The organism is uncultured Psychroserpens sp. (assembly GCF_947494225.1).
Taxonomy (GTDB): Bacteria; Bacteroidota; Bacteroidia; order Flavobacteriales; family Flavobacteriaceae; genus Psychroserpens.
In genome coordinates, this window is sequence record NZ_CANLUG010000004.1 from 12,858 (window position 1) to 37,620 (window position 24,763).

At 33.7% G+C, this 24,763-nt stretch carries 22 protein-coding genes; 7 read left to right on the forward strand and 15 right to left on the reverse strand.

All coding sequences use genetic code 11. From position 1 onward, the window contains the following. Position 1 precedes the first annotated feature (1 nt). On the forward strand, positions 2-1,051 hold the full coding sequence (locus tag Q0893_RS10395; protein ID WP_299275209.1) for a nucleoid-associated protein: 1,050 nt from the start codon (positions 2-4) through the stop codon (positions 1,049-1,051). A 27-nt stretch (positions 1,052-1,078) separates the two neighbouring features. Then, positions 1,079-1,549 carry a DUF1572 domain-containing protein gene (locus Q0893_RS10400; protein WP_299275213.1) on the forward strand — a complete coding sequence of 157 codons (471 nt, stop codon included), beginning with the start codon at positions 1,079-1,081 and terminating at the stop codon, positions 1,547-1,549. Between the two features lie 7 nt (positions 1,550-1,556). On the opposite strand, the gene Q0893_RS10405 is transcribed toward Q0893_RS10400, so the two are convergent. Next, a complete protein-coding gene (locus tag Q0893_RS10405) occupies positions 1,557-2,537 on the reverse strand; it encodes a PLP-dependent cysteine synthase family protein (protein WP_298902711.1) in 981 nt (326 codons plus the stop codon). Positions 2,538-2,808: 271 nt separating this feature from the next. Beyond that, positions 2,809-4,047 (reverse strand): FtsX-like permease family protein, encoded by a 1,239-nt coding sequence (locus tag Q0893_RS10410; RefSeq protein WP_298902710.1) that lies wholly within the window; start codon positions 4,045-4,047, stop codon positions 2,809-2,811. 54 nt (positions 4,048-4,101) lie between these two features. Between Q0893_RS10410 and Q0893_RS10415 the strand changes: the two genes are divergently transcribed. Beyond that, positions 4,102-5,349 carry a DUF1343 domain-containing protein gene (locus Q0893_RS10415; RefSeq protein ID WP_298902709.1) on the forward strand — a complete coding sequence of 416 codons (1,248 nt, stop codon included), beginning with the start codon at positions 4,102-4,104 and terminating at the stop codon, positions 5,347-5,349. 12 nt (positions 5,350-5,361) lie between these two features. On the opposite strand, the gene Q0893_RS10420 is transcribed toward Q0893_RS10415, so the two are convergent. The 4 genes from Q0893_RS10420 to Q0893_RS10435 form a co-directional block, all read right to left on the reverse strand. After that, positions 5,362-5,760: a hypothetical protein gene (locus tag Q0893_RS10420; RefSeq protein WP_299275218.1), complete on the reverse strand. Its 399-nt coding sequence runs from the start codon at positions 5,758-5,760 to the stop codon at positions 5,362-5,364. Positions 5,761-5,938: 178 nt separating this feature from the next. Next, complete coding sequence (locus tag Q0893_RS10425; RefSeq protein ID WP_298902705.1) at positions 5,939-6,778, reverse strand: sterol desaturase family protein; 840 nt, start codon at positions 6,776-6,778, stop codon at positions 5,939-5,941. 5 nt (positions 6,779-6,783) lie between these two features. Next, positions 6,784-7,683, reverse strand: coding sequence for a hypothetical protein (locus Q0893_RS10430; protein WP_299275223.1), 900 nt, complete (start codon positions 7,681-7,683; stop codon positions 6,784-6,786). A gap of 6 nt (positions 7,684-7,689) precedes the next feature. Further along, the gene (locus Q0893_RS10435) at positions 7,690-8,184 is read right to left on the reverse strand and encodes a YkgJ family cysteine cluster protein (RefSeq protein ID WP_299275226.1); all 495 of its coding nucleotides are present in this window, start codon (positions 8,182-8,184) and stop codon (positions 7,690-7,692) included. A 20-nt stretch (positions 8,185-8,204) separates the two neighbouring features. On the opposite strand from Q0893_RS10435, the gene Q0893_RS10440 reads away from it, so the two are divergent. Next, complete coding sequence (locus tag Q0893_RS10440) at positions 8,205-8,900, forward strand: methyltransferase domain-containing protein (protein ID WP_298902701.1); 696 nt, start codon at positions 8,205-8,207, stop codon at positions 8,898-8,900. Here the strand turns inward: Q0893_RS10440 and Q0893_RS10445 are convergent. From Q0893_RS10445 to Q0893_RS10460, 4 genes are all read right to left on the reverse strand, one after another. Next, positions 8,897-9,619 carry a hypothetical protein gene (locus Q0893_RS10445; RefSeq protein WP_298902700.1) on the reverse strand — a complete coding sequence of 241 codons (723 nt, stop codon included), beginning with the start codon at positions 9,617-9,619 and terminating at the stop codon, positions 8,897-8,899. The genes Q0893_RS10440 and Q0893_RS10445 overlap by 4 nt on opposite strands. Positions 9,620-9,677: 58 nt before the next feature. Next, on the reverse strand, positions 9,678-11,294 hold the full coding sequence (locus Q0893_RS10450) for an amidohydrolase (RefSeq protein ID WP_299275231.1): 1,617 nt from the start codon (positions 11,292-11,294) through the stop codon (positions 9,678-9,680). 125 nt (positions 11,295-11,419) lie between these two features. After that, positions 11,420-13,138, reverse strand: a complete 1,719-nt coding sequence (locus tag Q0893_RS10455) for a TonB-dependent receptor (protein WP_299275234.1) — start codon at positions 13,136-13,138, stop codon at positions 11,420-11,422. A 4-nt stretch (positions 13,139-13,142) separates the two neighbouring features. Continuing rightward, a complete protein-coding gene (locus tag Q0893_RS10460; protein WP_299275237.1) occupies positions 13,143-16,166 on the reverse strand; it encodes a tetratricopeptide repeat protein in 3,024 nt (1,007 codons plus the stop codon). A 219-nt stretch (positions 16,167-16,385) separates the two neighbouring features. On the opposite strand from Q0893_RS10460, the gene Q0893_RS10465 reads away from it, so the two are divergent. After that, positions 16,386-17,069, forward strand: coding sequence for a cell division ATP-binding protein FtsE (locus tag Q0893_RS10465; RefSeq protein WP_298902694.1), 684 nt, complete (start codon positions 16,386-16,388; stop codon positions 17,067-17,069). Here Q0893_RS10465 and Q0893_RS10470 read toward each other — a convergent pair. Further along, positions 17,066-18,745 (reverse strand): right-handed parallel beta-helix repeat-containing protein, encoded by a 1,680-nt coding sequence (locus Q0893_RS10470; RefSeq protein WP_299275241.1) that lies wholly within the window; start codon positions 18,743-18,745, stop codon positions 17,066-17,068. The genes Q0893_RS10465 and Q0893_RS10470 overlap by 4 nt on opposite strands. A gap of 33 nt (positions 18,746-18,778) precedes the next feature. Here Q0893_RS10470 and Q0893_RS10475 point away from each other — a divergent pair, with 33 nt between their 5' ends. After that, a complete protein-coding gene (locus Q0893_RS10475; RefSeq protein ID WP_299275244.1) occupies positions 18,779-19,681 on the forward strand; it encodes a glycosyltransferase family 2 protein in 903 nt (300 codons plus the stop codon). Between the two features lie 33 nt (positions 19,682-19,714). Here Q0893_RS10475 and Q0893_RS10480 read toward each other — a convergent pair whose 3' ends face one another. Both Q0893_RS10480 and Q0893_RS10485 read right to left on the reverse strand, forming a co-directional pair. Then, positions 19,715-21,571, reverse strand: a complete 1,857-nt coding sequence (locus Q0893_RS10480) for a 3-coathanger stack domain-containing protein (RefSeq protein WP_299275247.1) — start codon at positions 21,569-21,571, stop codon at positions 19,715-19,717. 1 nt (position 21,572) lies between these two features. Next, complete coding sequence (locus Q0893_RS10485) at positions 21,573-22,379, reverse strand: hypothetical protein (RefSeq protein WP_299275250.1); 807 nt, start codon at positions 22,377-22,379, stop codon at positions 21,573-21,575. Between the two features lie 206 nt (positions 22,380-22,585). Here Q0893_RS10485 and Q0893_RS10490 point away from each other — a divergent pair, with 206 nt between their 5' ends. Further along, entirely contained in the window at positions 22,586-23,509 is a 924-nt protein-coding gene (locus Q0893_RS10490) for a glycosyltransferase family 2 protein (RefSeq protein WP_299275253.1), read from the forward strand. Here Q0893_RS10490 and Q0893_RS10495 read toward each other — a convergent pair. Together Q0893_RS10495 and Q0893_RS10500 are read right to left on the reverse strand one after the other, a co-directional pair. Further along, a complete protein-coding gene (locus tag Q0893_RS10495) occupies positions 23,494-23,889 on the reverse strand; it encodes an FdtA/QdtA family cupin domain-containing protein (protein ID WP_298902686.1) in 396 nt (131 codons plus the stop codon). The two genes, Q0893_RS10490 and Q0893_RS10495, sit on opposite strands and share 16 nt — an antisense overlap. Then, positions 23,879-24,712, reverse strand: a complete 834-nt coding sequence (locus Q0893_RS10500; protein WP_299275257.1) for a glycosyltransferase family A protein — start codon at positions 24,710-24,712, stop codon at positions 23,879-23,881. Before Q0893_RS10500 ends, Q0893_RS10495 begins: the two co-directional genes overlap by 11 nt. Positions 24,713-24,763 lie beyond the last annotated feature (51 nt).

Genomic DNA, 24,763 nt, shown 5'->3' on the forward strand with positions numbered 1-24,763 from the left:
CATGATCAAACGTAATAAAGCATCAATTTCTAAGTGTATTTTACACAAAGTAGGGAACAAATTTAATAGCACTCAAAATGCATTTTCTGAGCAACCTATAGACTTTGAAGAAATAAGTTATGATTTAATCTTACCTTATTTATTGCGTCCTTTCACAAGCCTTGCTGAGTCGTATAGATTTAATCATCATGCTAATATAGATCTCAATGAAATTAACAGCTATGCCTCTCAAATTTTGCAAGACGACACCGACTTTGTAGACATTTCAAAGCATATTGTAATGCATTTGTTTGAGCAATCAAATTCTGCTCAAATAAAGACTGGAGACGTTATAGTTTGTCTTTTTCATGATATCCAATACGAAGATTATCAAACAGATGCTGTTGGTATTTTTAAAATTGAAAACAAATCCCATTTCTTTCAAACCTATTTAGAACAGGGTAGTTATGACATTATTACCCAAAAAGGAATCGCCACTAAAAAAGTAGATAAAGGGGTTTTAATTTTAAATGCAGCAGACACCGAAGGCAAAATAGTTTTAAGTGTAGATAATAATAACTATGATGCGCAGTATTGGATTAAGAGCTTTTTAAACATTAAATATCCCGATGACTCAAACCAACATACAAAGAACTATATCGAAATGTGTCGGGAATTCTCAAAAGATGTGATGCAGCCACAGTTTGGCGGTCAAGAACAAAGTAATTTCTTGGCTAAAACGGTCGATTTCTTTAAGGAACATGAAGTTGTGAATATCGAATCTTTTAAAGAAGACGTTTTTGAAAAAGAAGACGCTATTCAGCTTTTTGAAGATTATAAAAAAACATACGAAAGTGACCACAACGTGCTTATTAGAAACCAATTTGACGTTTCTGAAAAAGTTCTAAAAAAACAAAAGCAGAAGATTAAAACGGAAATCAAGCTCGACACCAACATTCAAATAAAACTGGATGTGGATGCTCCCGATGCTTCAGCAGAGTATTTAGAACGGGGTTACGATGAAGACAAAAAAATGCACTATTACAAGGTCTTTTTCAATGAAGAAGGTTAAGTAACTTTTACTACCTTTAAGCTAAAAATGAACTTAAGTACAGTACTAGCCAAACATTTTAGAGCCATTCATTTTGGTGGAAATTGGACGACATCTAACCTTAGAGATCAGTTAGCCAATGTTAGCTATAAAGATGCTACAACTGAAATATCTGACTGCAATACTATACTAGCTCTTACCTTCCATGTAAGTTATTATGTTACAGGTGTATTAGACGTTTTTAATAATAAACCTCTCGAAATTAGAGACAAGTTTAGTTACGACCATCCAAAAATTACATCGGAAAGTGAATGGCAAAACATGCTAGAACGTGTTTGGACAAACGCTGAAGCCTTAGCAAAACACATCGAAATTTTAACCGAAGATCAATTATGGGAAAATTTTACAGATCCCAAGTATGGTAACTACTATAGCAATATTACAGGTATTATTGAACACACCCATTACCATTTAGGACAAATAGCTTTGCTTAAAAAATTGATTAAAAAAGACATTTAGATAGGGACTAATCTATATATCCCATCTCACGCATCCACTCGTTGTTAAACATTTTACCTACATAACGACTGCCATGATCATGAAATAATACCACAACAACATCGTCTTTAGTAAACTCGTCTTTTAACTGCAATAAACCTTTAATCGCTGCTCCTGCGCTATTTCCCAAGAACATACCTTCTTCTTTAGCTAATAGCTGAGTGTATACAGCGGCATCTTTATCGGTTACTTTTGTAAACCCGTTGATAATCGAAAAATCTACATTTTCGGGTAAAATATCTTCACCGATACCTTCGGTCACATAAGGATAGATTTCTTTCTCATCAAAGACACCTGTCTCATGGTATTTTTTAAACACGCTTCCATAGGTATCAACACCCCAAACTTTCACATCTGGATTTTGTTCTTTTAGATATTTTCCTACGCCAGAAATAGTTCCTCCTGTTCCAACACCTACAACAAAATGGGTCACTTTTCCATCGGTTTGCTTCCAAATCTCTGGACCAGTACTTTCGTAATGTGCTTTGGCGTTGCTTGGATTATCATATTGGTTCACATACCAAGAGTTAGGTGTTTCTTCCCCTAAGCGTTTTGATACCGAATAATAACTTCTTGGATCATCTGGCTCTACATCTGTTGGACATACAACAACCTCTGCTCCTACAGCTCTAAGAATATCCATCTTCTCTTTAGATTGCTTATCGCTAATAACGAAAATACATTTATAACCTTTTACTATGGCTGCCAAGGCTAAACCCATTCCTGTGTTTCCTGAAGTCCCTTCAATAATTGTTCCTCCTGGTTTTAAACGACCATCGGCTTCGGCATCCTCAATCATTTTTAATGCCATACGATCTTTAACCGAGTTCCCTGGGTTAAATGTTTCATATTTTGACAATACCAAACAAGGCAAGTCTGATGTTAATTTATTTAATTTTACTAATGGCGTATTACCAATTGTACCTAATATATTTTCTGCGTAGTCCATTGTCTTTATTTTGCGATGCAAAAATAGACAAAACTCAAGATTTAAATAGGTTTTCTTCGGAAATCTTAGTTCTCATAACATGAGATTAAAAATGAAACGAAAGCCCATATGGTTTTAAGCTAGTCGCGTTAAGGATGGCAGTGGCATCCTTTTTATAGGAATTGAGCGCAGTGAAAATTCAAACAATAAAAAGATATAACGAACAGCCTGACACTTTAGCTCTAAAAAGTGATAAAGTGGAACGCCCAAATAAAAAGAAATAGTTAGTTAGCTATTCAAATCGAATCGCTTTGACAGGCGAAATCTTTGTGATAATTATTGACGGTATCAATAGCATTAAGAAACAGGCAATAAAGGTGCCTATATTTAATAAAATAATATAATCTAATCCTATATGCACTGGGATAATAGATACATAATATTGTTCTGGATCTGGAAATTTAAGCACGCCAAATTTCTGTTGAGCAAAGAGGAGACCAAGACCTATAAGGTTGCCCCAAAACAATCCTAAACATACGAGGTAAGTAGCATTATATAAAAACATTTTCCTTATACTCCAGTTACTACTACCTAAGGCCTTTAAAATCCCAATCATTTGCGTACGTTCCAAAATAAGCACAAGCAAAGCCGTAATCATATTAATTCCTGCCACTATAATCATAATAGCTATAATGCCGTAGGTATTATTGTCAAAGATTTTAATCCATTCAAAAGTGGTGTCAAACTTTTCTTCTATGGTCTGTGTATCTAAAAATGAAGGCGTTTGGTTTCTAATTTGTTGTTCAATTTCGGAAAGCTCAGTAAAATCGTTAAGGTAGACTTCAAAATTTCCAATCTCATTAGATTCCCACTTATTCATACGTTGAATATGACTTATGTCTCCAATCATAAAATTCTTATCGATGTCTTGAAATCCTGAGTTAAAAATTCCAACTATCTTAAAACGTCGTTGAAAAGGAATGTCTTCGATACTCTCCTTTTTAAAAACAACCTGGAAAGTATCATTTAATTTAAATCCTAAACGGTTTGCCAAATAGCTCGAAATGACTACATCATTACTGAGTTTACCTTCATAAACTGGCAACTCACCCTCTACAAGAAAATCTTGGATATAAGTCCAGTCATAATCTGCACCAACACCCTTTAATACTATGCCTTCAAAATCGGTTTCAGTTCTAACAATACCAAATTTTGTTGCCACAGCCTGTATATGTTTGACACCATCTACGTTATTAAATTTAGGATAAAAATTCTGCGTAACAGAAATAGGAACAATAGACTCATTAGACTCATTACTATTAAACTCATTTATAGTGATATGTCCATTAAAGGCTACAACTTTTTCTCTCACCTTTTTCTGCAGCCCCAAACCAGTTGCAATCGCAATAAGCATTACAACAATACCAATAGTAATAGCAGCAATACCAATTTTTATTATTGGCGCCGAAACACTACTTTTATACGATTTACTACCAATAATTCGTTTAGCTATAAAAAACTCGTAATTCAAAATTAAAAAATGCGTTTATCGATGTTCAAAAATAGGGTTTTCCCAATAATTACAATGCTAGTTTTAGTCTTGATTTCCTGTGGGAATAAAACTAATACTGATTCTGCTATAAATAATGAGATGAATCACCAAAGTGAAACCTTCACTAAATTGAGCGATAGTATTATTGTTGGGGCAAATCGAATAGGTGTATATGTACCGTTACTTAAAGGAAAACGCGTTGGAATTGTTGCCAATCAAACGTCTATAATGAGCGTTTTAGAACGCCGAGCTATTGATGCCTCAACGATGGGAAGCGCTACTAAAACTTACCATTTGGTTGATTATTTACACAATTACGATGGGATTACCGTCTCTAAAGTTTTTGCTCCCGAACATGGGTTTAGAGGCAAAGCAGATGCGGGAGAACTATTAAAAGATGGTGTTGACACAAAAACGGGAATTCCAATTGTATCGATTTACGCTAAAAACAAAAAACCTTCTCCAGAGCAATTGGCAAATTTAGATATTGTAATCTTCGATATTCAGGATGTAGGCGCACGTTTTTACACCTATATTTCTAGTTTACATTATGTAATGGAGGCTTGTGCAGAAGCAAATATTCCAATGCTCATTTTTGATAGACCCAACCCTAATGGACGTTATATAGATGGTCCTATTTTAGAGCGAGAGCATGAAAGCTTTGTTGGTATGCATCCTATACCTGTTGTTCATGGTATGACCATAGGTGAATATGCAAAGATGATTAATGGCGAAGGTTGGTTAAAAGATAAGATAACATGCGATATTACAGTGATAGATATGCAAAATTACACGCATGATAAAAATTACAATTTGCCTGTTAAACCATCTCCAAACTTACCAAACGACCAAAGTATTAACCTCTACCCTAGCCTTTGTTTCTTTGAAGGCACAAATGTTAATGCTGGCCGAGGAACTTCTAAGCAATTTCAAATTTATGGAAGCCCATATTTAGATAAAACCATTTATACTTTTAAATATATTCCTTCACCAAATGAAGGTTCTAAATACCCAAAAAATGATGGTGTATTGTGTTATGGTGAGGATTTAAGTAAACATCAAAAAATGAACAAATTAGACTTAGGATACCTCATTAGAGCCTATCAAAATTCGATTGACAAAAAGGTCTTTTTTAATGATTACTTTACAACACTTGCTGGAACAAAATCTTTACAATCACAAATAGAAGCTGGTATTTCTGAAAAAGACATACGTGAAACTTGGATTAAAGGTCTTGAAGCATTTAAAAAGACCAGATCAAAGTATTTGATATACGATTGATGCGTAAGGTCTTTACTTATCATTCTTAGAAGCTAAGCGCTCCTCTTCCATTGCTAACAACCACTCGTTATCTCTAAAAATTTTAACGACAAATACAATACGAATAGGTGATTGTACGGCAACAAACACATGCTTCCCTTTACTTAGTCTATTAAGTGGAATCTTGACATCCTTAGCGTTAACAGCCATGTCAATTTCTCGTTTATAATCTGTACTAACAGAATACACTTTACGAATAAGTGAATCACTTTTAAGAATTAAAGTGTCTTTGGTATGATTTAACTTTTGAATTAAACCTTTGGCCCTTATATTGACATTCTTTTCAAGTTTTGCGAAGTCATTTTGAGCTTGAATTGTATAGCTCGTTAAGGTCATTATACTAAAAAAGATTATAACAAATACTGTTCTCATTTATAAACGTTGGTTAACGTCAACAACATCTAAACTAATAGCATTTTTTATAATCCCGAACCTTAAAACTAATTTCTTTTTTGAATAGAGAACAAAAAACTCCATGAACGGTAAATAAAACCGAAGTAAGGTGTTTTATATGATTTAATATTTATAGCAAGTCCTTTAATCGAAATACTCACTCTAAAGTTTCTGTAATAGTTGGTTTTCGATATTTATGAAACGGCTGTTTTAAAAGTTCTCCTATTTTACCGTTAGCTTCTTCATCTGGAAATGTATCTACGCCATAGACAATAGCATCTCTATCAAGGCTCATAAAAGTTCCAAAAATTCGGTCCCAAATAGAAAAGATATTTCCATAGTTTGAATCTGTATAAGGCAACATATAATGATGATGAACTTTATGCATATCTGGTGACACCAAAACGTAACTAAGGATTTTATCTACTTTTTTAGGAAGTTTAATATTGGCATGACTAAACTGTGTTGCAACCAACGACATTGACTGATATAGCATAACAATAGCTATTGGAGCGCCAATAATAAACACACCAAATAAGGTAAACACAAAACGTATAATGCTCTCTAAGGGATGATGTCTATTTGCCGTAGTCGTATCTACTTTATGATCTGTATGATGCACCAGATGCACCATCCAAAGTGGCTTTACCTTGTGCTCTACATAATGCGCCAAATAAGCTCCAATAAAATCTAATAACAAAACACCTAAAAGTATATAGGCCCAAAGCGGTAAGTTAGGCATCCAGTTTATAATACCAAAATCATGTTTTCCAACCCAGTTTGCCGTACCTACTAATAAAAAAGCCAAACCAAAATTAATGATGATTGTTGTTAACGTAAAAAACAAGTTAGGAATAGCGTGTTTCCATTTTTTGTACTTAAAATTATATAAAGGTAATGTCCCTTCTAATAACCAGAATACTGTTAATCCACCAACTAGAATTAAACTTCTATGATGCGAAGGTATGGTTTCAAAATAATTAAAGAGCGCTTCCAATGGTTCTAAAAATTCTTATTGATGATTTGATTTGCTTTTTTCAAATTTACTAAAGAAAGTTTACTTTTTAAGATACTCGCATTTTTTTCATCCTTAAGTAACTTATAAGACGTATAGTATAGAAAATCTATTAATGAGGTATTGGTTTCTATAATTTCAGATGGGTCTATTCGTTTAAGCTGTCTTAGTACGCGTCTCGGTTTATTTAAAATTAGGCTTTGCTTTATCTTAAGTAATTCTATATGCTGCAAAAGACCTTCTTTATTATCTATTGCGTCGGTAACAAGTGCTGAAGCCTCATTTAAATATATAGAAGACACTTTTATGATTTCTTCCCGTACATCTTTATTGACGTAAATTCCAAAATCTATATATTTTGATGCCAGACGTAAGGTTGTATAAAAATCCTTTTGCCTCGAATAATTAGTCAACTCTCCTTTTAAGATTGATGTATTCAAGGCATATTTCTTGACGAAATTCGTCATGTTCAAATAGAATCCGTCGTAAATAACAATCTTATTTATTATAGTTCCATTTACATCTAATATCTTAATAGAATCATCGTTGAACTTATCAATATATTTCTGAGTACGCTTTCCTTTAATTTCATTATATAGATCGGCATGTTCAGATTCGTTCACAACCACTGGAATAAAATTATCCCAAATTAAATTGCTTATAAATTCGTTTTCAAACATATTTTCAATCACTACACTTTGACCATTATCGTTACTAATTATAACAGGTTCTGGATATACAGTTGTTTCTGCCCATACCATCAAAATGAGTTTGTTTTGAATGAGTGCTAATCGCTTTGCGGCGTCAAGAGACGTATACCATTCTTTTTGCTGAGACATCGCAAACAAGGGACAAATAAGTAATAACATTAGGGCAATTTTTTTCATATCATATCACATTTTAATTCGACGCTTCATGTCTTCTACAATATTGAATGCAGCAGGGCAAATTGCTACATTTTTTAAGGTAAGATTAGATATTTGCTGGAACTTCTTTCGATCTGTATGCGGAAATTCACGGCAAGCCTTTGGTCTTACACCATAAATAGAACAATAGTTATCTGCACCCAAAAATGTACATGGTACAGATTGCAAAACATAATCGTTCTCTTCATCCAATCGTAAGTAAACATCTATAAACTGTTGTTGTTTCATTTTAAAGTGTTTTGCAATGCGATCAATATCCTTTGGCGTAAATAACGGCCCAGTTGTTTTACAACAATTCGCGCATTCTAGACAATCTGTACGCTCAAACTCAGTATCGTGCAATTCTTGCATTAAATAGTCGAGCCGTTTTGGAGGGCGTTTTTTTAGCTTCGTAAAGAAGGTTTTATTTTCCTTATGCTTATCTTTGGCGAGCTTTGGAAGATGATTAATAAAGTCTTGCATAATACAAAAATACTACTTTTATGAAAGACCTTTTTGGGAAAGCCTTACAAGATTATTACACCAATAATTATACCGAAGACCTCATCACATCAACTAATATTTCTGGTGAAGATGAACTTCCTCTTCCTTATTTGTTTAGACGTTTTTCTGAAATGCCAAAGCTAGAACAAAAGGCTTTACAATTAGCTAAAGGATCGGTTCTAGATGTTGGATGCGGAGCAGGAAGCCATAGTTTATATATTCAAAATAAAGGCCTTAAAGTAAAAGCCATTGACATTTCAAAAGGTGCTGTTAAGGTCTGTAAGGAGCGAGGTGTTGTTCATGTAGAATTAAAAGATGTACTCTCTGAAACTGAAACGTTTGATACCATTTTACTATTAATGAATGGTACTGGTATTTTTCAGGAACTATCTCAGGTTCCAAAATACCTTAAACACTTAAAATCACTTTTAAATCCGAAAGGTCAAATTTTAATCGATTCCTCCGACATTAAATACATGTATGAGGATGACGATGGCGGGCTCTGGATAGACACTAATGCTAACTACTACGGCGAGTTAGACTATTTTTTAAGCTATAAAGGCGAAAATGAAACTCCTATGAAATGGCTATATTTAGATTTCGAACGTTTGCAATTAGCTTGCAAAACTGTAGGTTTACAATGTGAAAAAATCATGAATGGAGATCATCATGATTTTTTAGTAAAACTATTTTAACCTATAGGTATACTAATAGATTCTCCAGTTCTTACGACCTCACTAAAATGACTTCCAGGCTTCCACTTAGGCATTTCCTGTAATTTTTTAAGAATGGATTCTGCATCATCGCCCTTGTATGGTTTACTTTGCCAAAAACTGGTTAACTTAATATTACTTATCGACCCATCTTTTTCTACAACAAACGATGCTCGAATATATGTATCGTAGTTTGTTGGGTCTCCCTTACCAAAGTTTTTTAAAATAAAGTCGTCAAGACCTTCCTTTCCCTTCTCAAACTTCGGTGGTTGGTGTACAATAAAAAACACCTTGTTTGCATCCATTCTCTCCTTTATTTTTTCATACTTTAGTGTTTGTTTAAAGGCCAAACCTGCTTCCTTTCTAGCAATTTCAAACATATTCTTACCATACTTTTGGTATAACAATTCTTCCATTTTGATAGTGTAACACTCTTCGTCTTTCACTATAACACATCCTTGATGAATAAATAGAACACCATATTTTTTAAATACATAGTCTTTATAATATTCGCCAAAACCGTAATCTTCAATTTTACCTAGAAGTCCAAATGAGTATACTTTATATATACCTTTATCGAAATCCTTAGTGGCCATATCTTCACCACTTTCACACGTAATTTCGCTTTCAATAATTCTCACCTGCTGAGCGTTCACAACTAGCGATAAAAAAATAAATGATAATGCTAATAATTGTTTCATATCTATAATGTTATATATCTAAACGTTTACAAGAAGCGTTCCAAAGCACTTACATTGATTACTGCTTCTCTCCATTAACAAATGTTTGCTCTACTCTAATATTAGGAATTTCATTTTGATTTACAGTCATAATATCCTTATCCAATATAATAAAATCGGCAAGTTTGCCTGCCTCTATACTTCCTTTTTCATGCTCTTCAAAATTAGAATAAGCTGCCCAAATGGTCATTCCTTTTAACGTTTCCTCTCTAGTTAAACCATTTTCTTTTTGAAATCCTCCATCAGGAAATTGCTCCAAATCTTGTCGCGCAACAGCCGCATAAAAGGTTAAAAACGGACTTACCTGCTCTACAGGGAAATCGGTTCCTAATGCTACTTTTCCGTAGGCGTTTAACAGTTGCTTATAAGCATAAGCTCCTTTTACACGCTCACTACCTAAACGGTCCTCTGCCCAATACATATCGCTAGTGGCGTGTGTTGGTTGAATTGAAGGCAATACATTTTTATAGAGATCAAAATCTTCTTGAGATACAACCTGAGCATGTTCTACACGCCAACGTCTATTTGGTTTACCTTGTAATACTTTATTGTACGTTTCTAAAACGGCATGATTTGCTGAATCTCCAATGGCATGTGTATTCATTTGATACTCTGAATTGGCAATTTTTTGAGCCGAAGCATTAAATGTTTCCAAGTCGGTTACCAATAATCCAAAATGATTAGGTTTATCGCTATAAGGAGCCCTTAACATCGCACCACGCGACCCTAAAGCACCATCGGCATAAAACTTAAACGAACGTACATTTAACCTATCGGTTTTAATGATTCCTTTTTTAGTATAGTAATCCACGTTATCTTTTGAAAACGACACCATTGCATACACACGCATTTTTAAGTCGCCTGTTTGTTGCAAGCTATCTATGATTTCAATAGAAGACTTACTTAATCCGGCGTCATCAACCGTCGTTAAACCCAAATCAAAGCAAATATCCTGTGCTGCCATTAAGGCCTTTACAATATCATCTCTCGTTGGTTTAGGCCAGTAACCCATAACTAAGTTTTCGGCATTATCAACCAAAACACCTGTGAGTTCTCCGTTTTCTATTACGACTTCTCCTCCATCAACCTTGCTCTCTTTTGTAACGTTTCCTAAATTTAAAGCCGCCTGATTACACAATATTGCATGGCCATCTACACGGGTTAAAGCAACTGGTGTCTCTGGAAACAACTTATTTAAAAGTGTATTATTAGGAAACGTCTTGTCCTCCCAATCATTTTGGTCCCATCCTCTTCCCGTTATAAACGACACGTTATTTTTATTCTGAAAATCCAATACGCGTTTTACAACGTCTTCAAAACTCTTGGTTCCAACTAAATTAACTGCTTGCTGATTAAATCCTAAACCTAAAAAGTGACAATGTGCATCAATCAATCCTGGTACAATTGTTTTTCCTTGAGCATCAATAAGTCGTTCTGAAATGTACTTTTCTTGAATGTCCTTAGAGCTGCCTATTTCTACAAACTTCCCGTCCTTAACAGCAAAGGCTTCGGCTTTAGAAAAATCATCGTTAACTGTATAAACATTAGCATTAATAACAATTGTATCTACATTTTGGAGTTCATTTGAACAAGAATAAGCCCCTATTAAAAGTATAAGAATGATTAGTTTTTTCATTGTTGGTATTTTTAGACGTATAAAAATACAAAAAGCATTCAATCTCTAGGTTTAGGTATTGAATGCTTTTTAATATGTTTTATCTTATAAGGTTGCTAAGCAACCCTTAAAAACCCGTCAATGTTTTAAAAATCAAATTGATACGTTGCTCCTGCCAAAAATTGGATGCCTTGTACTGGATAATTAAGCCAACGGTTATAATCTTGATTGGCAATATTATTAGCCTTAGCAAATGCAGACAACTGATCGTTAATTCTATAACCTAAGTGGGCATTAACATCAAAATAGCTATCCAATGTGATCGTTTCTGCTATTGGCAATGTTAATGTGCCAACACCTGTAATAAATTCGTCCTTACGCTCTCCAATAAAGAATAAATTAGCACCTGCAAACCAATGCCTATTAATTTGATAATCTAAAAAGGCAGATGCCTTAATATCTGGTAAATTCCATGGTTCTGCTTCGTTGTCTGTATCGTAAGCGAAATACTCGGCTTTTAAACCTAATTTAAAGTTTCTATTGACATCAATATTAAGTGCTCCAGCCACAGAAAATGTAGTCACATCGTCATAGGCTATTCCAAAAGAATTCCCATACTGATAGGCTTGTCGGTCTAATCCTGCATCTGGATTAGATTTAAACAATGCGCGATTATTATCGGCTAAGTAATGGCCGCTAATATCATAACTCACGCTATTGGACAATTTACCTTTAAGTCCTAAAGACACATTATAAGCCTGATCTGTAGGTACAATAAACAAAGTAGGTGACACAAACGGGTTTTCCTGAGCAAAATCGAAATATGAATTTTGAATTAAGCCACCTTCTATTCCTCCATAAGCAATCAAAAGTTCATCTACCAGACGATAACTTGCTGTAACGTTTGGATAAATAAAGAACTTCCCATCACTAGCTTCGGTATCATTAAGATATACGAGATTTACACCAAGACTTACTGTTAAATCATCTTGTTTCATTTGATAACTTGGAGCTAATCCAAAGTTAATATTACTGTAGTTTAACTCGTCTGTATTGAAATAAGCCCTATCAAAAGAACCGCCGAGATAATCAATTGTAACTTCGGTATTGATAAGCTCATCATTGATTGGAACATCAAATTCTGATTTTAAAACAAATCTGTTTTCCCCAGAATCTTGATTATCACCAAAACGTCTATACAGCACACTTCCTTTATTAATTATAGCATCTTCAAAATTGATTTGTCCTCCAAAATTAGCTGCATAAAACGAATGATCTACGTCAAAAGTTGGAATACTTTGATCGGGAACGCCATACCAATTGAACGTTTGTAACTGGAAACCACCTTCAACTTTCCATGAATAGTCATTAAGTTTCTGACTATAATGTGCATTGAGTCCTGTTTCAGAAAAATTATTATCAAAATTTACGCCATCAATTTCACCTGCCGACGAATGATGACTGAAATATCCTCCTACTCTTTCAGTACTATTAAGAGCATGATTAAGATAAACTTCACCTAAAATCGTAGTATACGTACCAACGCCTAGCGAAGCATAATTGTCAAATAACTTCACAGGCTTTTCTTTATCAACATTAGCCGCTTTACCTTTAGCAGGCGTAAATGTAGACGCCACTGGAATTGAAAAGATATTGTACTTGATTTCTTTTTTCTTCGCCGTAACAGAATCATTTAGAGATGGTGTTTCTTTAATTTTAAAGGCATCAGAAATTGTTGGTGAATATGGTTTTACCACATTTACCACGTCGGTATCAATAGTGTCTTTTTCTCGCTCCTGAGCAATGGTTATTGTAACGTTAAACGTTAAAATGACTAAGACGATATATTTAAGTTTATTTTGCATAATTCTAATTTTGTTCAGATTCGACAGAGGCGTTTGTCTTGGCTTCTTCGGCTTTTATTCGATTCAATTCTTCTTGAGCTTCACTAACAACATCATCAAATTCTGCAAAATTCGTGATGACACTTTCTAAAATATAAGTAGCCTGAAAAGCATCGCCTAAGGCGTCATAGTTTTTGGCCATAACAACCAAACCTTTAGCACTATAATATTTATAGCTACTATAATCTCTTGCTAATTTCTGAACGGTTGTATTTGATGATTGGAATTTCCCTTCTTTGTGTTTGAAATAGGCATTATAGTATAATGCTTCGGCGGCTAATGCACCTGTAGCTATCTTTTCGACTCTAGCATAAGCCTCTTTGGCCTTGGCTTCATTTCCTGTTTTAATAGCCGAACGTGCAATAATCACTTGAGCATCGCTCTTTACATTATTATCAATTTTCGAATTTTGAAGCACCTTTTCAGCATAATTAACGGCTTCTGAATAATTCTCTTTTTGATAGTATGCATTCATCAAATTAGATTGCGCATAGGTTACATTTTGAGGATAATCGGCATCTGTCTCTAAACGTTTTAGCAAAGGAATTGCTTTATCCCAATCTGATGCATTTAAATAAATCTCAGATAACCTAACCATGGCTTGTTCTGTAAATTCGCCTCTTTGCTTACTCACGACATACTCATAATGAGGACGCGCATTATCTGGTAATTCTTTTTTAGAATACAGTTGAGCCACATAGAAATGTGATTTAAGTGCATGAATGCCATTAGGAAATTCGTTCAAGTATTTATTAAACTGGCGAATTGCTCCATCTGTATTATTATCTAAATACTGTTTCTCGGCCGCTAAATATGCCGTATTATCGAGCTCTGCATCGGTAACATCAACATAATCCAAAGTTTTTACCCACGCCGCATATTCATCAACTCGACCTAAATCGATATAAATTAAACGCGCTGTAGAAACCGCTTGGTTCGCTTCTTCTGTAGATGGATAATTATTAGCCACTAATTTGAGCTTTCGCAAGGCGCGTTCGTTATCATTACTATTGTAATAAGACAAGCCTTGTCGCAATAAAACTTTTGATATAAAAACGCTTGTTCTATATTCTGAAATAAGCCTTTCATACGTGGCCATAGCTTTTTCAGTTTCGTTAGATTTCACATAAGAATTTGCCAATTCGTACATGGCATCATCGCGTAGAGACGATCTAGGAAAATCATCAATAAATGATATTAGTCCTTGTATTTTTTTTGCCCCTTGACCTATATACCCATAACTCATGGTCTTTTGAAAAGATGCATAATCGCCTTCAATTTCATTTATTGCAATGGCCTCATCATAAGCTGCGATTGCTTTATTGTAATTAGTAGACACAAAATAGCCATCACCTAGCCTCAAATACGCGTCATTCAAGCGTAGTTTATCATCCTTATGACTCGTAATGAATTTTTGGAAATTTGCAGTAGCTTGGTTGTAGTCTTTAAGTTTAAAATAGGTATAGGCAATATTATAATCGATGTTATTGATTTCATTCACATTAGCCGACTCACTCTGTTGCATAAATTGTTTAAACCCAATGAGTGCTTCATCAAAATTATTTAAGTGATAATCGGTTTCAGCTTTCCAGAATGTGGCTCTTGTGGTGAACAGAGCATCTTTTGCTTCATCAATAGACTTATTAAACAACGCTTTAGCTTGGTTATAATCTCCTTCATTATACACTTCAATTCCTCTATAAAAAGCAACTTTCTGATAGGCAACACGGTTTTCAAAACTCTTCTTGTTTTCGAGTAACTTTATGGCTTCTTTATAGTTTCTAGATGTGATATAAGAATCTATTAATAAGGTTTCTATTTCCTCTTTATAACTCGTTTCTGGGTATTTATTAAGATAACTTGTTAAGACTTGCGGAACCGATTGATAAGGGTTACCAATATCGTAGCTTATCTTAGCATAATTTAACCATGCATCTTCTTGAATTTTTAAATCATAATCCATTTGAGACGCATTTCTAAAAGCATTCAAAGCCTCTTGCTTTTTGTCAAGATTAATATAGCTTTCCCCTAAATGGTAGTAAGCATTTTGGGCAACACTGTTATCTCCATCAACAATTTTATTGAATTCTGAAATAGCACTTTCAAAGTCGTTTTGTTTATAATAAGCATAGCCTAGTTGATAATAATCAACATTATTCCACTTACCTCGCCTTCCTTTATAGTTTTTCAAGTAAGGAATGGCATCAGCATATTGTTCTAAATTGAAATAACTCTCACCAATAATTTTTGAAAGTTCCGACTTTTCTTGAGGATTGCTATTATCTATTTGTTCTTTAGCCAGTGTTATCGCTTTTTCGAACTTACCTAACTTAAAGTTAAGATCGGCTTGATAATACGATAGCTTCTCTTTGTATTTTTCTTGGTCACTTACCTGATCAAAATACTCATTGGCCTTATCATAATCATCGCCTTCATAGGCCATAAAACCAATATAATACTTAGCCTGAGATCCATATTTTTTTGAGGTGATTACCCTATTTAAGTATTTGTTAGCTCCTGTTTCATCGCCTGTAGAGTATAACGTATAACCATAGTTAAAATTGAATTTATCACGTTCTGAACGAGAAATGCTATTTTCATCAACTTTATCATACCATTTTCTAGCATAGGCATATTTTCCGTTGGTAAAATAATAATCGGCTACATCAAGAAACGCAGTATTTCTCTTCGTACTTGTTGGATAATTATCTACAAAATCTTGAATAAGATCATCGGCATTTCTCTGATTTAAACGCACAGCGCAATTGGCAATATAATAGGCACAATCAGATTCTAAGGTCTCATTGGGCGCATCATTTTTTATAGCTTCAAATAAAGACTGAGCAGCTTGATATTGCTTGTTATTATATAATGTGAGTGCTTTTTGGTAGTCTACTAGGTCACTAGTATAGGCAGCAGTTTGTTGGGCTTGTAAATAAGAAGCCAGTAACAAAAAGCTAAGTACAAAACTTATTTTTCTGAAAGTCATTAAGTTCGATTTTTAATTGATGTCAAAGATAATTTATCTCTTTCCTATAACGCAAGAATCGTGCTATAATTATACACGAACTTATTAAACAGACTCTTTACACAAGATTATGTTACAGTTTACGTTTCATCTAAAGCAATCTAGAATTTAGTTTTTGGCTATTGGTAGTTGCTAGTTTTTATAATACATTTACATTTCATTTAAATGCGTATTTAAATTATGTCTGAAACTATTTTACAACTTAAAAATGCGTCTATCTATCAAGGGGATAGCATGGTCTTATCCGATGTGAATTTTGAAATGAACAAAGGCGACTTTGTCTACCTCATCGGTAAAACTGGAAGTGGTAAAAGTAGTTTTATGAAAACACTTTATGGTGATCTAGAATTAACAGAAGGCGAAGGTCATGTTGTGGATTACGATTTAAGAACCATGAAGGAGAAGGATATCCCTTTTTTAAGACGAAAATTGGGTATTGTCTTCCAAGATTTTAAATTACTCCCAGATAGAACCATAAACGGTAATCTTGAATTTGTTTTAAAAGCTACTGGATGGAAAGACAAGACTAAAATTAGCGAACGTATTGAAACCGTTTTAGATAAAGTGGCTATGAAAACTAAAGGTTTCAAATTCCCACATGAGTTATCTGGAGGTGAACAACAGCGTATTGCTATTGCCAGAGCTTTATTGAACGACCCTGAGCTTATTCTAGCCGATGAGCCTACAGGAAATTTAGATCCGCAAACGAGTATCGAAGTCATGGAGGTATTGCTTGATATTAATAAAAATGGCAACACTATTTTAATGGCTACACATGATTATGCGCTTTTACTGAAATATCCTAGTAAGACCTTAAAATGTGATGAAAACAAGGTGTTTGAAGTGGTACAACGTAAGGGTTAAAAACCTAACCATTTAAAAAATCGTTTAAATGCGTTATCCTTTTTTTTGACTGGAACTTCTGTCGTTGCCTCTGTATTAAACTCTATAATAAACACACCAAAATTAGATAATGTTTTACGTGCTTTTGTATTATGAAGCGGCTTAATAAATTCCTTTTGTTGCATAGGAAATGTAATGACAAAATCGTCAGAAAGTGTACCCGACTTTAAAACTGTATCTAAATTTTCAACATCATAAATAGAATAGGTCATTCCTGGTTTCAAACCAAGGCCTGAGAACTTTGTAAGCACAGGATCTCCATTTTCATCGAGTGCCGTTACTTTATAGGTGCGATCTCTAGACTTATATTTAGTAAGCCTTGCAACAGGTTCAAAATCATAAGTATTGGTCTGTTTCCATGTACTATTTTGATCTAGTCCAAAATCAGATCGCCATCGTTCAAGGCTATAGTCTTTGTCCTTTAAAACTCTAAAGCTCGATTGCTTCTTGGTGTAGTAGGTGTTATCTTTAAAATTCCAATTTTTGATATGTTCCAAAACCGAAGATTCTAAATGCAGATAACCACAGTACGCCATATTATTCTCAAATATCAATGATTTGGCATGTAAAATCCGAAGGGCATTATTTCTACCAATAACAATGTTGTATCGTGCAATAACATCTTCAATTGGCGCATTTTTATGAAACCCTAGAGTTAATGAAGCGCCATCTCCACTCACTTGTCCGTCAGACACCTTAGTATTATGATATAACACATTATTAAAGATTCTAATATGTTTAGGGTTATTGACACCATTTCTGTCTCCAGATCCAACAATCACATTATCTTTAAAAGTGCCTGCCGGAGATCCATTATTAAAAATGGCATTATTTTTTAATTCAACGTTTTTCACAAAGGACTCCTTTGCCTTTTTATTTGCGGACCATATTTGTACGCCTTTATAGAAATTATTGAAGATGATATTATTTTCAATAATTCTCATTTCATCTGAGGCATTTTGAACATAAATACCAACACCACCACCTTTTCCTTTTTTAGTAATGTATCCGTTGTTATATATTATACAATCTAAGATTTCTGATCCTCCAGCACGTTTCCATGAGCCTATTCCAGAACCTGGATTATTATGAATTTTAAGATTTACAAACTTGCAATCGACACCACTATTATGGGAAATTCCGGATACACTTTTAAAGCCTTCGACTGTCGCATTTCTCCAAAAGTTACCCAAAAACGTAATCTCAAAATCTTTAAAAATAATTTGCTGGCCTCTCACCTCTAAAACAGATGTTTTTGACGACGGCACATTTCCGTTTAAAACTACTTTATCGTCTTTAAAAGCTGCAACCGTTATAAATGATTTAGGGGTAAGACTTTGGAGTGTACTTATAAATCGGCCATTATAGATACCTTCGTGCAGCCAAATAGTATCGCCAGAGGCAATCTTTGTTTTTTGCTGTAATGCCGTTTGAAGATCCCAAGGACTATCTATAAACCCTGTACCATTTTGAGTTCCAGGTGAGCTTTTGTGATCTATTGGAAACACATGAAATTCTTGTTGGGCACTAGCATATAGTCCAACAAAGCAACATAAAATATAGAGTAAACGTTGTATCATAAATTTGTAATTCCAATTACTATACCAAAAATAAGTATTCGAAATAGTTAATACCATAAAAAGTGTATTTTTGAATAATAACGTATGTCTATGCTTTCTGTACTCATTCCTGTTTACAATTACGATATAAGACTGCTAGTGAACAGCCTTCATGAGCAGTTGATTTCTGCGGATATCGTCTTTGAAATCATCTGTATGGACGATGGTTCTCAAGACGATATTGGTAGGACCAACTCTAACGTAGCAAGCCTAAGTCATACTACATATCACGTAGCATCAAATAATGTGGGAAGAGTGGCAGTGAGGCAACGTTTAGCAGAACAGGCCTCATTTGATTGGCTTTTATTTTTAGATGCAGATGTCGTCCCAAAATCGGAGACATTCATTAAAGATTATTTGGTGTTTATAAATGCTGAATACGATGCCGTTTATGGTGGTTTTGCTTATAAAAAGGAACGACCTGATGACGATCTTGTGTTGCGTTGGACCTACGGAAAATCTAAGGAGCAAGTTGATGCGGCAATTCGAAATAAAAAACCATATAAAATTACGATTTCGGCAAATTTCCTAATTAAGAAGACATTGTTTAAACAGATAAATTCTGAAATCACTTATAAAGGCTATGGTTACGATAATTACTTTGGATCGCTTTTAAAAACCAAAAAAGTACTTATCGTTCATATTAATAATGAAGTTTTTCATTTAGGATTAGAACCTAATGCTTCTTATCTCAAAAAAGTAGAGCAATCTGTAGACACTTTATTAGCACTAGATAACAAAGGGTTGATTAACTCCACTGAGAACAGCTTAATTGTAGTGTATAGAACGCTAAAGCAGTGGAAACTGAATCTTCTTTTGTCTTGGATCTTTAAACGATTTAAAAACCGGTTTCACACGAATTTATTGGGTAAAACACCAAGCATGTTTGGTTTGCAGTTATATAAACTGAGTTACTTGAGTTATCATGAAATAAAAGAAAAAGGCCGTAATTAATTACGACCTTTTAGTATTCTTATAAAATAAAATTTACTTTTTTATTATTTTTTGAGTGTGTAATACATTTCCATTAGTTGCCGATATTTTTACCACATAAAAGCCCTTTGATAAATGACTCAAATCTAAGTTAGCTTTTCTTTCTTTTATACCATTTAGCTTAAATACCTCCGTTCCTATAAGGTTGTAAACCTTGATAGATGACATCTCAACACCTTCAATACTTTTATTCTCGACATTGACAATATCTTCAATTGCTGTTGGAGAAATTAGTATAGCAATCCCACTGACATCATTATTAGAAATAGGATCTACTCCAATTCTACTAGCTCCGTTATTACATGCTTCTATTCTAGCTTCAAATTCTGAGTTCTCTTCTACCTCAAACCCTGGAATAAGCTCAATAGCCGCTTCAGCAGTATATAAGGCTTCAGAATTGTTTAGTATTAGATTATCTGCAACTATATTTGTTGCTTTATAAAAAGCTGAGTAATCAACACTCCCTAAATCTTCAATTCTATGAAAAATATAAAGATCGTCTTGTTCACATGAATTACTTTCATTAAAACAAGTCATATTATTTAATATATTGTTTCTAATTGTGTTACCACGAGCTACACCAAATCCTCTTCTAAAATCTTTGTCAACATCGAAACAACTTCCTCCTCCGGATAACATGATGTTGTAATAAGGTGTAGAAGAACAAAAAGTATGAACAGCACCTAACAAATGGCCTATTTCATGCGGAAAAATATTTAATCGATGAAAATAATCAGGAAGTGGGTGGTCATCTAACAAGGCATTAGGAGCTAATCCTACTCCCATTCTTGATGTTTTAGGTGCATTACAAAATGCGCCAATAGTAGCAGCCCTGCCTGAAGCGCGGCAGCTGCTTCCCACATACATATAGGCATAATCACCAACATATGAATTGCCCAAGATATCCTGAAATTGCTGAAGATAATGCGTAGTTCCACTTGGAGGGCAATTTCCTCCACTAAAAGTCATACCTGGTCCGTAAAAATCTGTAGATGCATTTACACCAAATAAACAAACTTCTTGACCTGTACCATTTGGAACTGAATCTTCTAGTACAATTTCAGAAATTTTTATGGACACCTCTTCATTAGCAAATATTAATGAATAGAGATTAAAATGACTTAATATGTAGTCTATGGAATGTGTTATCGACCCATTTCCCATAAAAGGGTTATTAATAACACAGTTATTGGCATTCATGGAAATTTCCAATGGATAATCTAATGCACTTTGAGAGACATTACTATTTTCTAATTGAAAAGCGTTACTGTCTTTCTTAGGAAAACCATTTGTATCCGTGGCACATTCAAAATCGTTAACTTCTTCTTTGTATTTATAAAAAGCATAATTATCAGATTTTTCATTGAGTTTATGTAAACTGTAATTTCCATATTGTGAAGACAAAAAGCCATATACTTGATCCTTATAAAATGAGAACGCTATAATGGCTCCACTATATTTATCATCTTCTACATGACCCCAAAAATGGGCTCCTCTTCCCATTAACTTTGTTTCAAATTTACTGTGCATGGTTTTTCCTTTGGCGCCATCAACAATAAAATTAGATCTTTTCAAATTCAATTCAATTATTCGATCTTGAACTGGTACTTTTAAAACGATTGAATTCAAATCACTATTTATTAATTCTAATAATTTTTGTTGATTTAAGCTCAATATTTCACCATCAATATCATCAGTAATGTATTTATCTCTTAAGCTAGAATTTTTATCTACTTCAAACAGATCTATCACTGTTTTCTTATTAATTCTATCTTGTGCCCACATTGAAAAACTAAATATCAATGAAATAACTAAGACACCTATAGTTTTTATTTTACGATTTAATTTCATTTTACTTTTTAGCTTTTAATTCGTCTATCTCCTTTTTAAGCTCAATAGTGTAAAGTGTTAATTCTTCGATTTTTTGAAGTAGAAGTTTGTTCATTTCACCTAATTCTACCCCATTGTTTTCAACCTCTTTAGCGCTAGGAATATCTTTTAAATGACCATGTGTTTTTATATGGTTTTCCACCTCTTCTAAAGTCGGTAAATTGTAATCTTCTTCAAAGACATAATCTGCCCAATCAGTATAGACTTTCACCGAATGCGCCCTTACCTTACCATTAACTGTTAGGTTATACAATTCACCATTATCGTTAAAAGAATTAGTTCCTATAGTAACATAAGAGTTCTCTTTTGGCATTTGTACATAAACATTATCACTGTTTTCATATAAGGAATATACAGACTCCTGACTTTTATTGTAAATTTTATAATTAGTTGCACCATTAGCTTGGGCTATAAATCGTAATCTCGCAGCATCATTTCTATCTTCTAAATGAAACCAAATTGTAGCTTTAGCATCAATATTAGATTGAGGGAAATCGAAAAAAGCCATTAAAGGTTGACCATTAGAGTCAGTCCCTGCCCCAAGCAATTGTGTTTGTGCACCTCTGTCTGCAGCATCTATAAAAATTGTCCCATCGGGGAGAGAATTATTAAAAAAAGCAAATTTAGCTTTAACAGTCCCTACAACTTCCAAAGCTTCGGATGGCGTTAATGTGCCTATACCTACATTTCCAGTAGGCACAGGAAAGGTATTTTGAGCGTTTGTTGTTAAAAATCCGGCAAATACTGCCATACATAATAATTTTTTCATAATATAATAGATTTAAGGTTAAAGACATGAAGGTAAAAACTTACAATTAAAATATCATAAATTTAGTGTTAAATTATTGACAATCAATTACTAGTTACGATTTTTCTGCAATTATTTGTAAGAGATTTCTTTCTTTGTAAATTATTGAAATAGGTTGGCATAATATTTACTATTTTTGGATGATTATGTCGTGAAGATTTTCAACTATGACTCCCTTTTTTTCAGTTATCATTTCGGTTTACAATAAGGAAAAGTATATTGGCGCTACCATAAATTCGGTACTTGACCAGACTTTTGACGATTTTGAAATTATTGTCGTAAATGATGGTTCTACAGATCGGAGTTTACAGGTATTAAACGAATTTGAAGATTCAAGGCTAAACATCATTATTCAGGACAACCTCGGCGCTTCACATGCACGTAATAAAGGTATTGATATTGCAAAAGGTAAGTTTATTGCGCTTTTAGATGGTGACGATATTTGGGACAAGCAATTTTTAGAACATATTGAACATGCTATAAAAACGCATCCTAATCACGCAGTATTTTCGTGTGCCATAGCTCATCAATATGATAGCAAACACATTCCTGTTTCTTATAGTTTCAGTTTAACCGAAGATCTCTTGGTTTTAGATTTTTTTGAAGCTAGCAAAAAGCATGCGATACTCTCTGGTTCTAGTGTTGTTTTTAAAACCTCTATTATTGCTACTACTGGACCTTTTAATACGAACTACACCTCTGGAGAAGACACTGATTTTTGGATTAGAGTAGGCCTACATTATCCTATTGTGTTTAGTCCTAAAACTTTGGTTTATTATGTTTACAATCGTGATAGTTTATCCAATAATATTAAGGGTGTAGCTGGCAAACCCAAATATGATAGTTATCATGAAGAAGAGAAAAAAAACCTACATCTAAAAACGTATTTAGACCGTAACCGTTATACTTTGGCTATATTTAGTAAGTTATATGATGACAAAACATCCTTTAAATTTTATAAAAATGCTATTAATCCCAAGAATCTTACTTGGAAGCAAAATTTATTATTGATGGTTCCAAAATGGGTCATCAATTCGCTTTTAAAAATCAAAAGTTTAAACGGTAAGAAAGTATACTATAAACCTTTATAAGTCTTAAAGTCTTTATAATTCCTGATATAATCAGATTCATCAAAACTATCAGAGGCTAAAACCAGACAAATAGCTCCTGATGAAAAGTTTTCAAGTTCTCTCCAAACTCCTGTAGGAATCAACAAGCCTTTATCGGGTTTATTTAGCATCACTTTTTTCTTAACTGTCCCATCATCTAAGACGACTTCAAAACTTCCACTTAAAGCAATTAAAAGTTCAATTTGATCTTTATGTGCATGCCCTCCTCTGTAGGCATCGCTAGGTACGTCATATAAATAGTAAACTCTCTTTATTGCATAAGGAATATTATCTTTTTCAATGACGGCTAGGTTACCTCTTGGATCAGTGATTTTTGGTATGTTTATGATTTCAATATTCATGGAGTTCATCTATTTTACCTTGAGATTTCAACATCTTATACATTTTAATGCCTTTAATTCCTACGGAAAATTTATAAATAATCTCTTTAAAAGCAATAAAACGGTGTCTTACAAGAAAAAAGATATACTTGACGAGCCAAAGATAACTCAAATTACCATAAAACCTTTGATGCATTGCTGCTCTGGCATATATGGCATTATCACCACCCATTCTCCTCCCCGAACTTTCATTGGGATGCATCACTATGGTCTCTGCCGCATGATGCATTAGCAAGCCCTTATCATAAGCATTTCTTAAAAAAACGTACTCTGTAACACCTTTAAAAACAGATCCAACTCCAAAATAGTGATTAAAGTAAATCTGTTCTTCTTTAAAAACTGATCTTCTAAATGTAATGACCCAAGTGTAAATTCTCTTTAGCGTTTCTTTAGTATGCTCTCCTTCGGGGTAATAGTTTGTATATAATTGTCCATCTTCATCAATAGCTTCAAAAGAAATCATAGAGGCTTCTGGGCAATTCGCATATGCCATCTCTATTGTTTTCAATAAATTGGATTGATACACAATATCATCATCAGACATCAAGCAAATATCCTTTGTAGCATTTTGTATCGCCAAATTTCGACTCGCTGGTGAACCACGTTCCAAAGAATTAATAACTTTAATTTTGGAGTTCTCAGAGGTCAAAAATTTGTCTTCGGTAGTTTGATTAACAATAATAATATCAAAGTCGTTAATATCATTATGTTGAAACATTGGCTCTAAGAAACTTAGATCCTCTTTAAACATTGTAGATATTAAAATTTCGATGTGTAATGACATTAGCTAAACAATTGCTATGTTAAGGGAATTCTTATTTTTGCTTAAAAGTAA

What these genes read in the sequence shown, in the direction of transcription:
- Q0893_RS10395 (WP_299275209.1), top strand. Translation starts at nt 2, where the DNA reads ATGATCAAACGTAATAAAGCATCAATTTCTAAGTGTATTTTACACAAA.
- Q0893_RS10400 (WP_299275213.1), top strand. Translation starts at nt 1,079, where the DNA reads ATGAACTTAAGTACAGTACTAGCCAAACATTTTAGAGCCATTCATTTT.
- Q0893_RS10405 (WP_298902711.1), bottom strand. Translation starts at nt 2,537, where the DNA reads ATGGACTACGCAGAAAATATATTAGGTACAATTGGTAATACGCCATTA.
- Q0893_RS10415 (WP_298902709.1), top strand. Translation starts at nt 4,102, where the DNA reads ATGCTAGTTTTAGTCTTGATTTCCTGTGGGAATAAAACTAATACTGAT.
- Q0893_RS10420 (WP_299275218.1), bottom strand. Translation starts at nt 5,760, where the DNA reads ATGAGAACAGTATTTGTTATAATCTTTTTTAGTATAATGACCTTAACG.
- Q0893_RS10430 (WP_299275223.1), bottom strand. Translation starts at nt 7,683, where the DNA reads ATGAAAAAAATTGCCCTAATGTTATTACTTATTTGTCCCTTGTTTGCG.
- Q0893_RS10435 (WP_299275226.1), bottom strand. Translation starts at nt 8,184, where the DNA reads ATGCAAGACTTTATTAATCATCTTCCAAAGCTCGCCAAAGATAAGCAT.
- Q0893_RS10440 (WP_298902701.1), top strand. Translation starts at nt 8,205, where the DNA reads ATGAAAGACCTTTTTGGGAAAGCCTTACAAGATTATTACACCAATAAT.
- Q0893_RS10445 (WP_298902700.1), bottom strand. Translation starts at nt 9,619, where the DNA reads ATGAAACAATTATTAGCATTATCATTTATTTTTTTATCGCTAGTTGTG.
- Q0893_RS10450 (WP_299275231.1), bottom strand. Translation starts at nt 11,294, where the DNA reads ATGAAAAAACTAATCATTCTTATACTTTTAATAGGGGCTTATTCTTGT.
- Q0893_RS10455 (WP_299275234.1), bottom strand. Translation starts at nt 13,138, where the DNA reads ATGCAAAATAAACTTAAATATATCGTCTTAGTCATTTTAACGTTTAAC.
- Q0893_RS10460 (WP_299275237.1), bottom strand. Translation starts at nt 16,166, where the DNA reads ATGACTTTCAGAAAAATAAGTTTTGTACTTAGCTTTTTGTTACTGGCT.
- Q0893_RS10465 (WP_298902694.1), top strand. Translation starts at nt 16,386, where the DNA reads ATGTCTGAAACTATTTTACAACTTAAAAATGCGTCTATCTATCAAGGG.
- Q0893_RS10470 (WP_299275241.1), bottom strand. Translation starts at nt 18,745, where the DNA reads ATGGTATTAACTATTTCGAATACTTATTTTTGGTATAGTAATTGGAAT.
- Q0893_RS10475 (WP_299275244.1), top strand. Translation starts at nt 18,779, where the DNA reads ATGCTTTCTGTACTCATTCCTGTTTACAATTACGATATAAGACTGCTA.
- Q0893_RS10480 (WP_299275247.1), bottom strand. Translation starts at nt 21,571, where the DNA reads ATGAAATTAAATCGTAAAATAAAAACTATAGGTGTCTTAGTTATTTCA.
- Q0893_RS10485 (WP_299275250.1), bottom strand. Translation starts at nt 22,379, where the DNA reads ATGAAAAAATTATTATGTATGGCAGTATTTGCCGGATTTTTAACAACA.
- Q0893_RS10490 (WP_299275253.1), top strand. Translation starts at nt 22,586, where the DNA reads ATGACTCCCTTTTTTTCAGTTATCATTTCGGTTTACAATAAGGAAAAG.
- Q0893_RS10495 (WP_298902686.1), bottom strand. Translation starts at nt 23,889, where the DNA reads ATGAATATTGAAATCATAAACATACCAAAAATCACTGATCCAAGAGGT.
- Q0893_RS10500 (WP_299275257.1), bottom strand. Translation starts at nt 24,712, where the DNA reads ATGTCATTACACATCGAAATTTTAATATCTACAATGTTTAAAGAGGAT.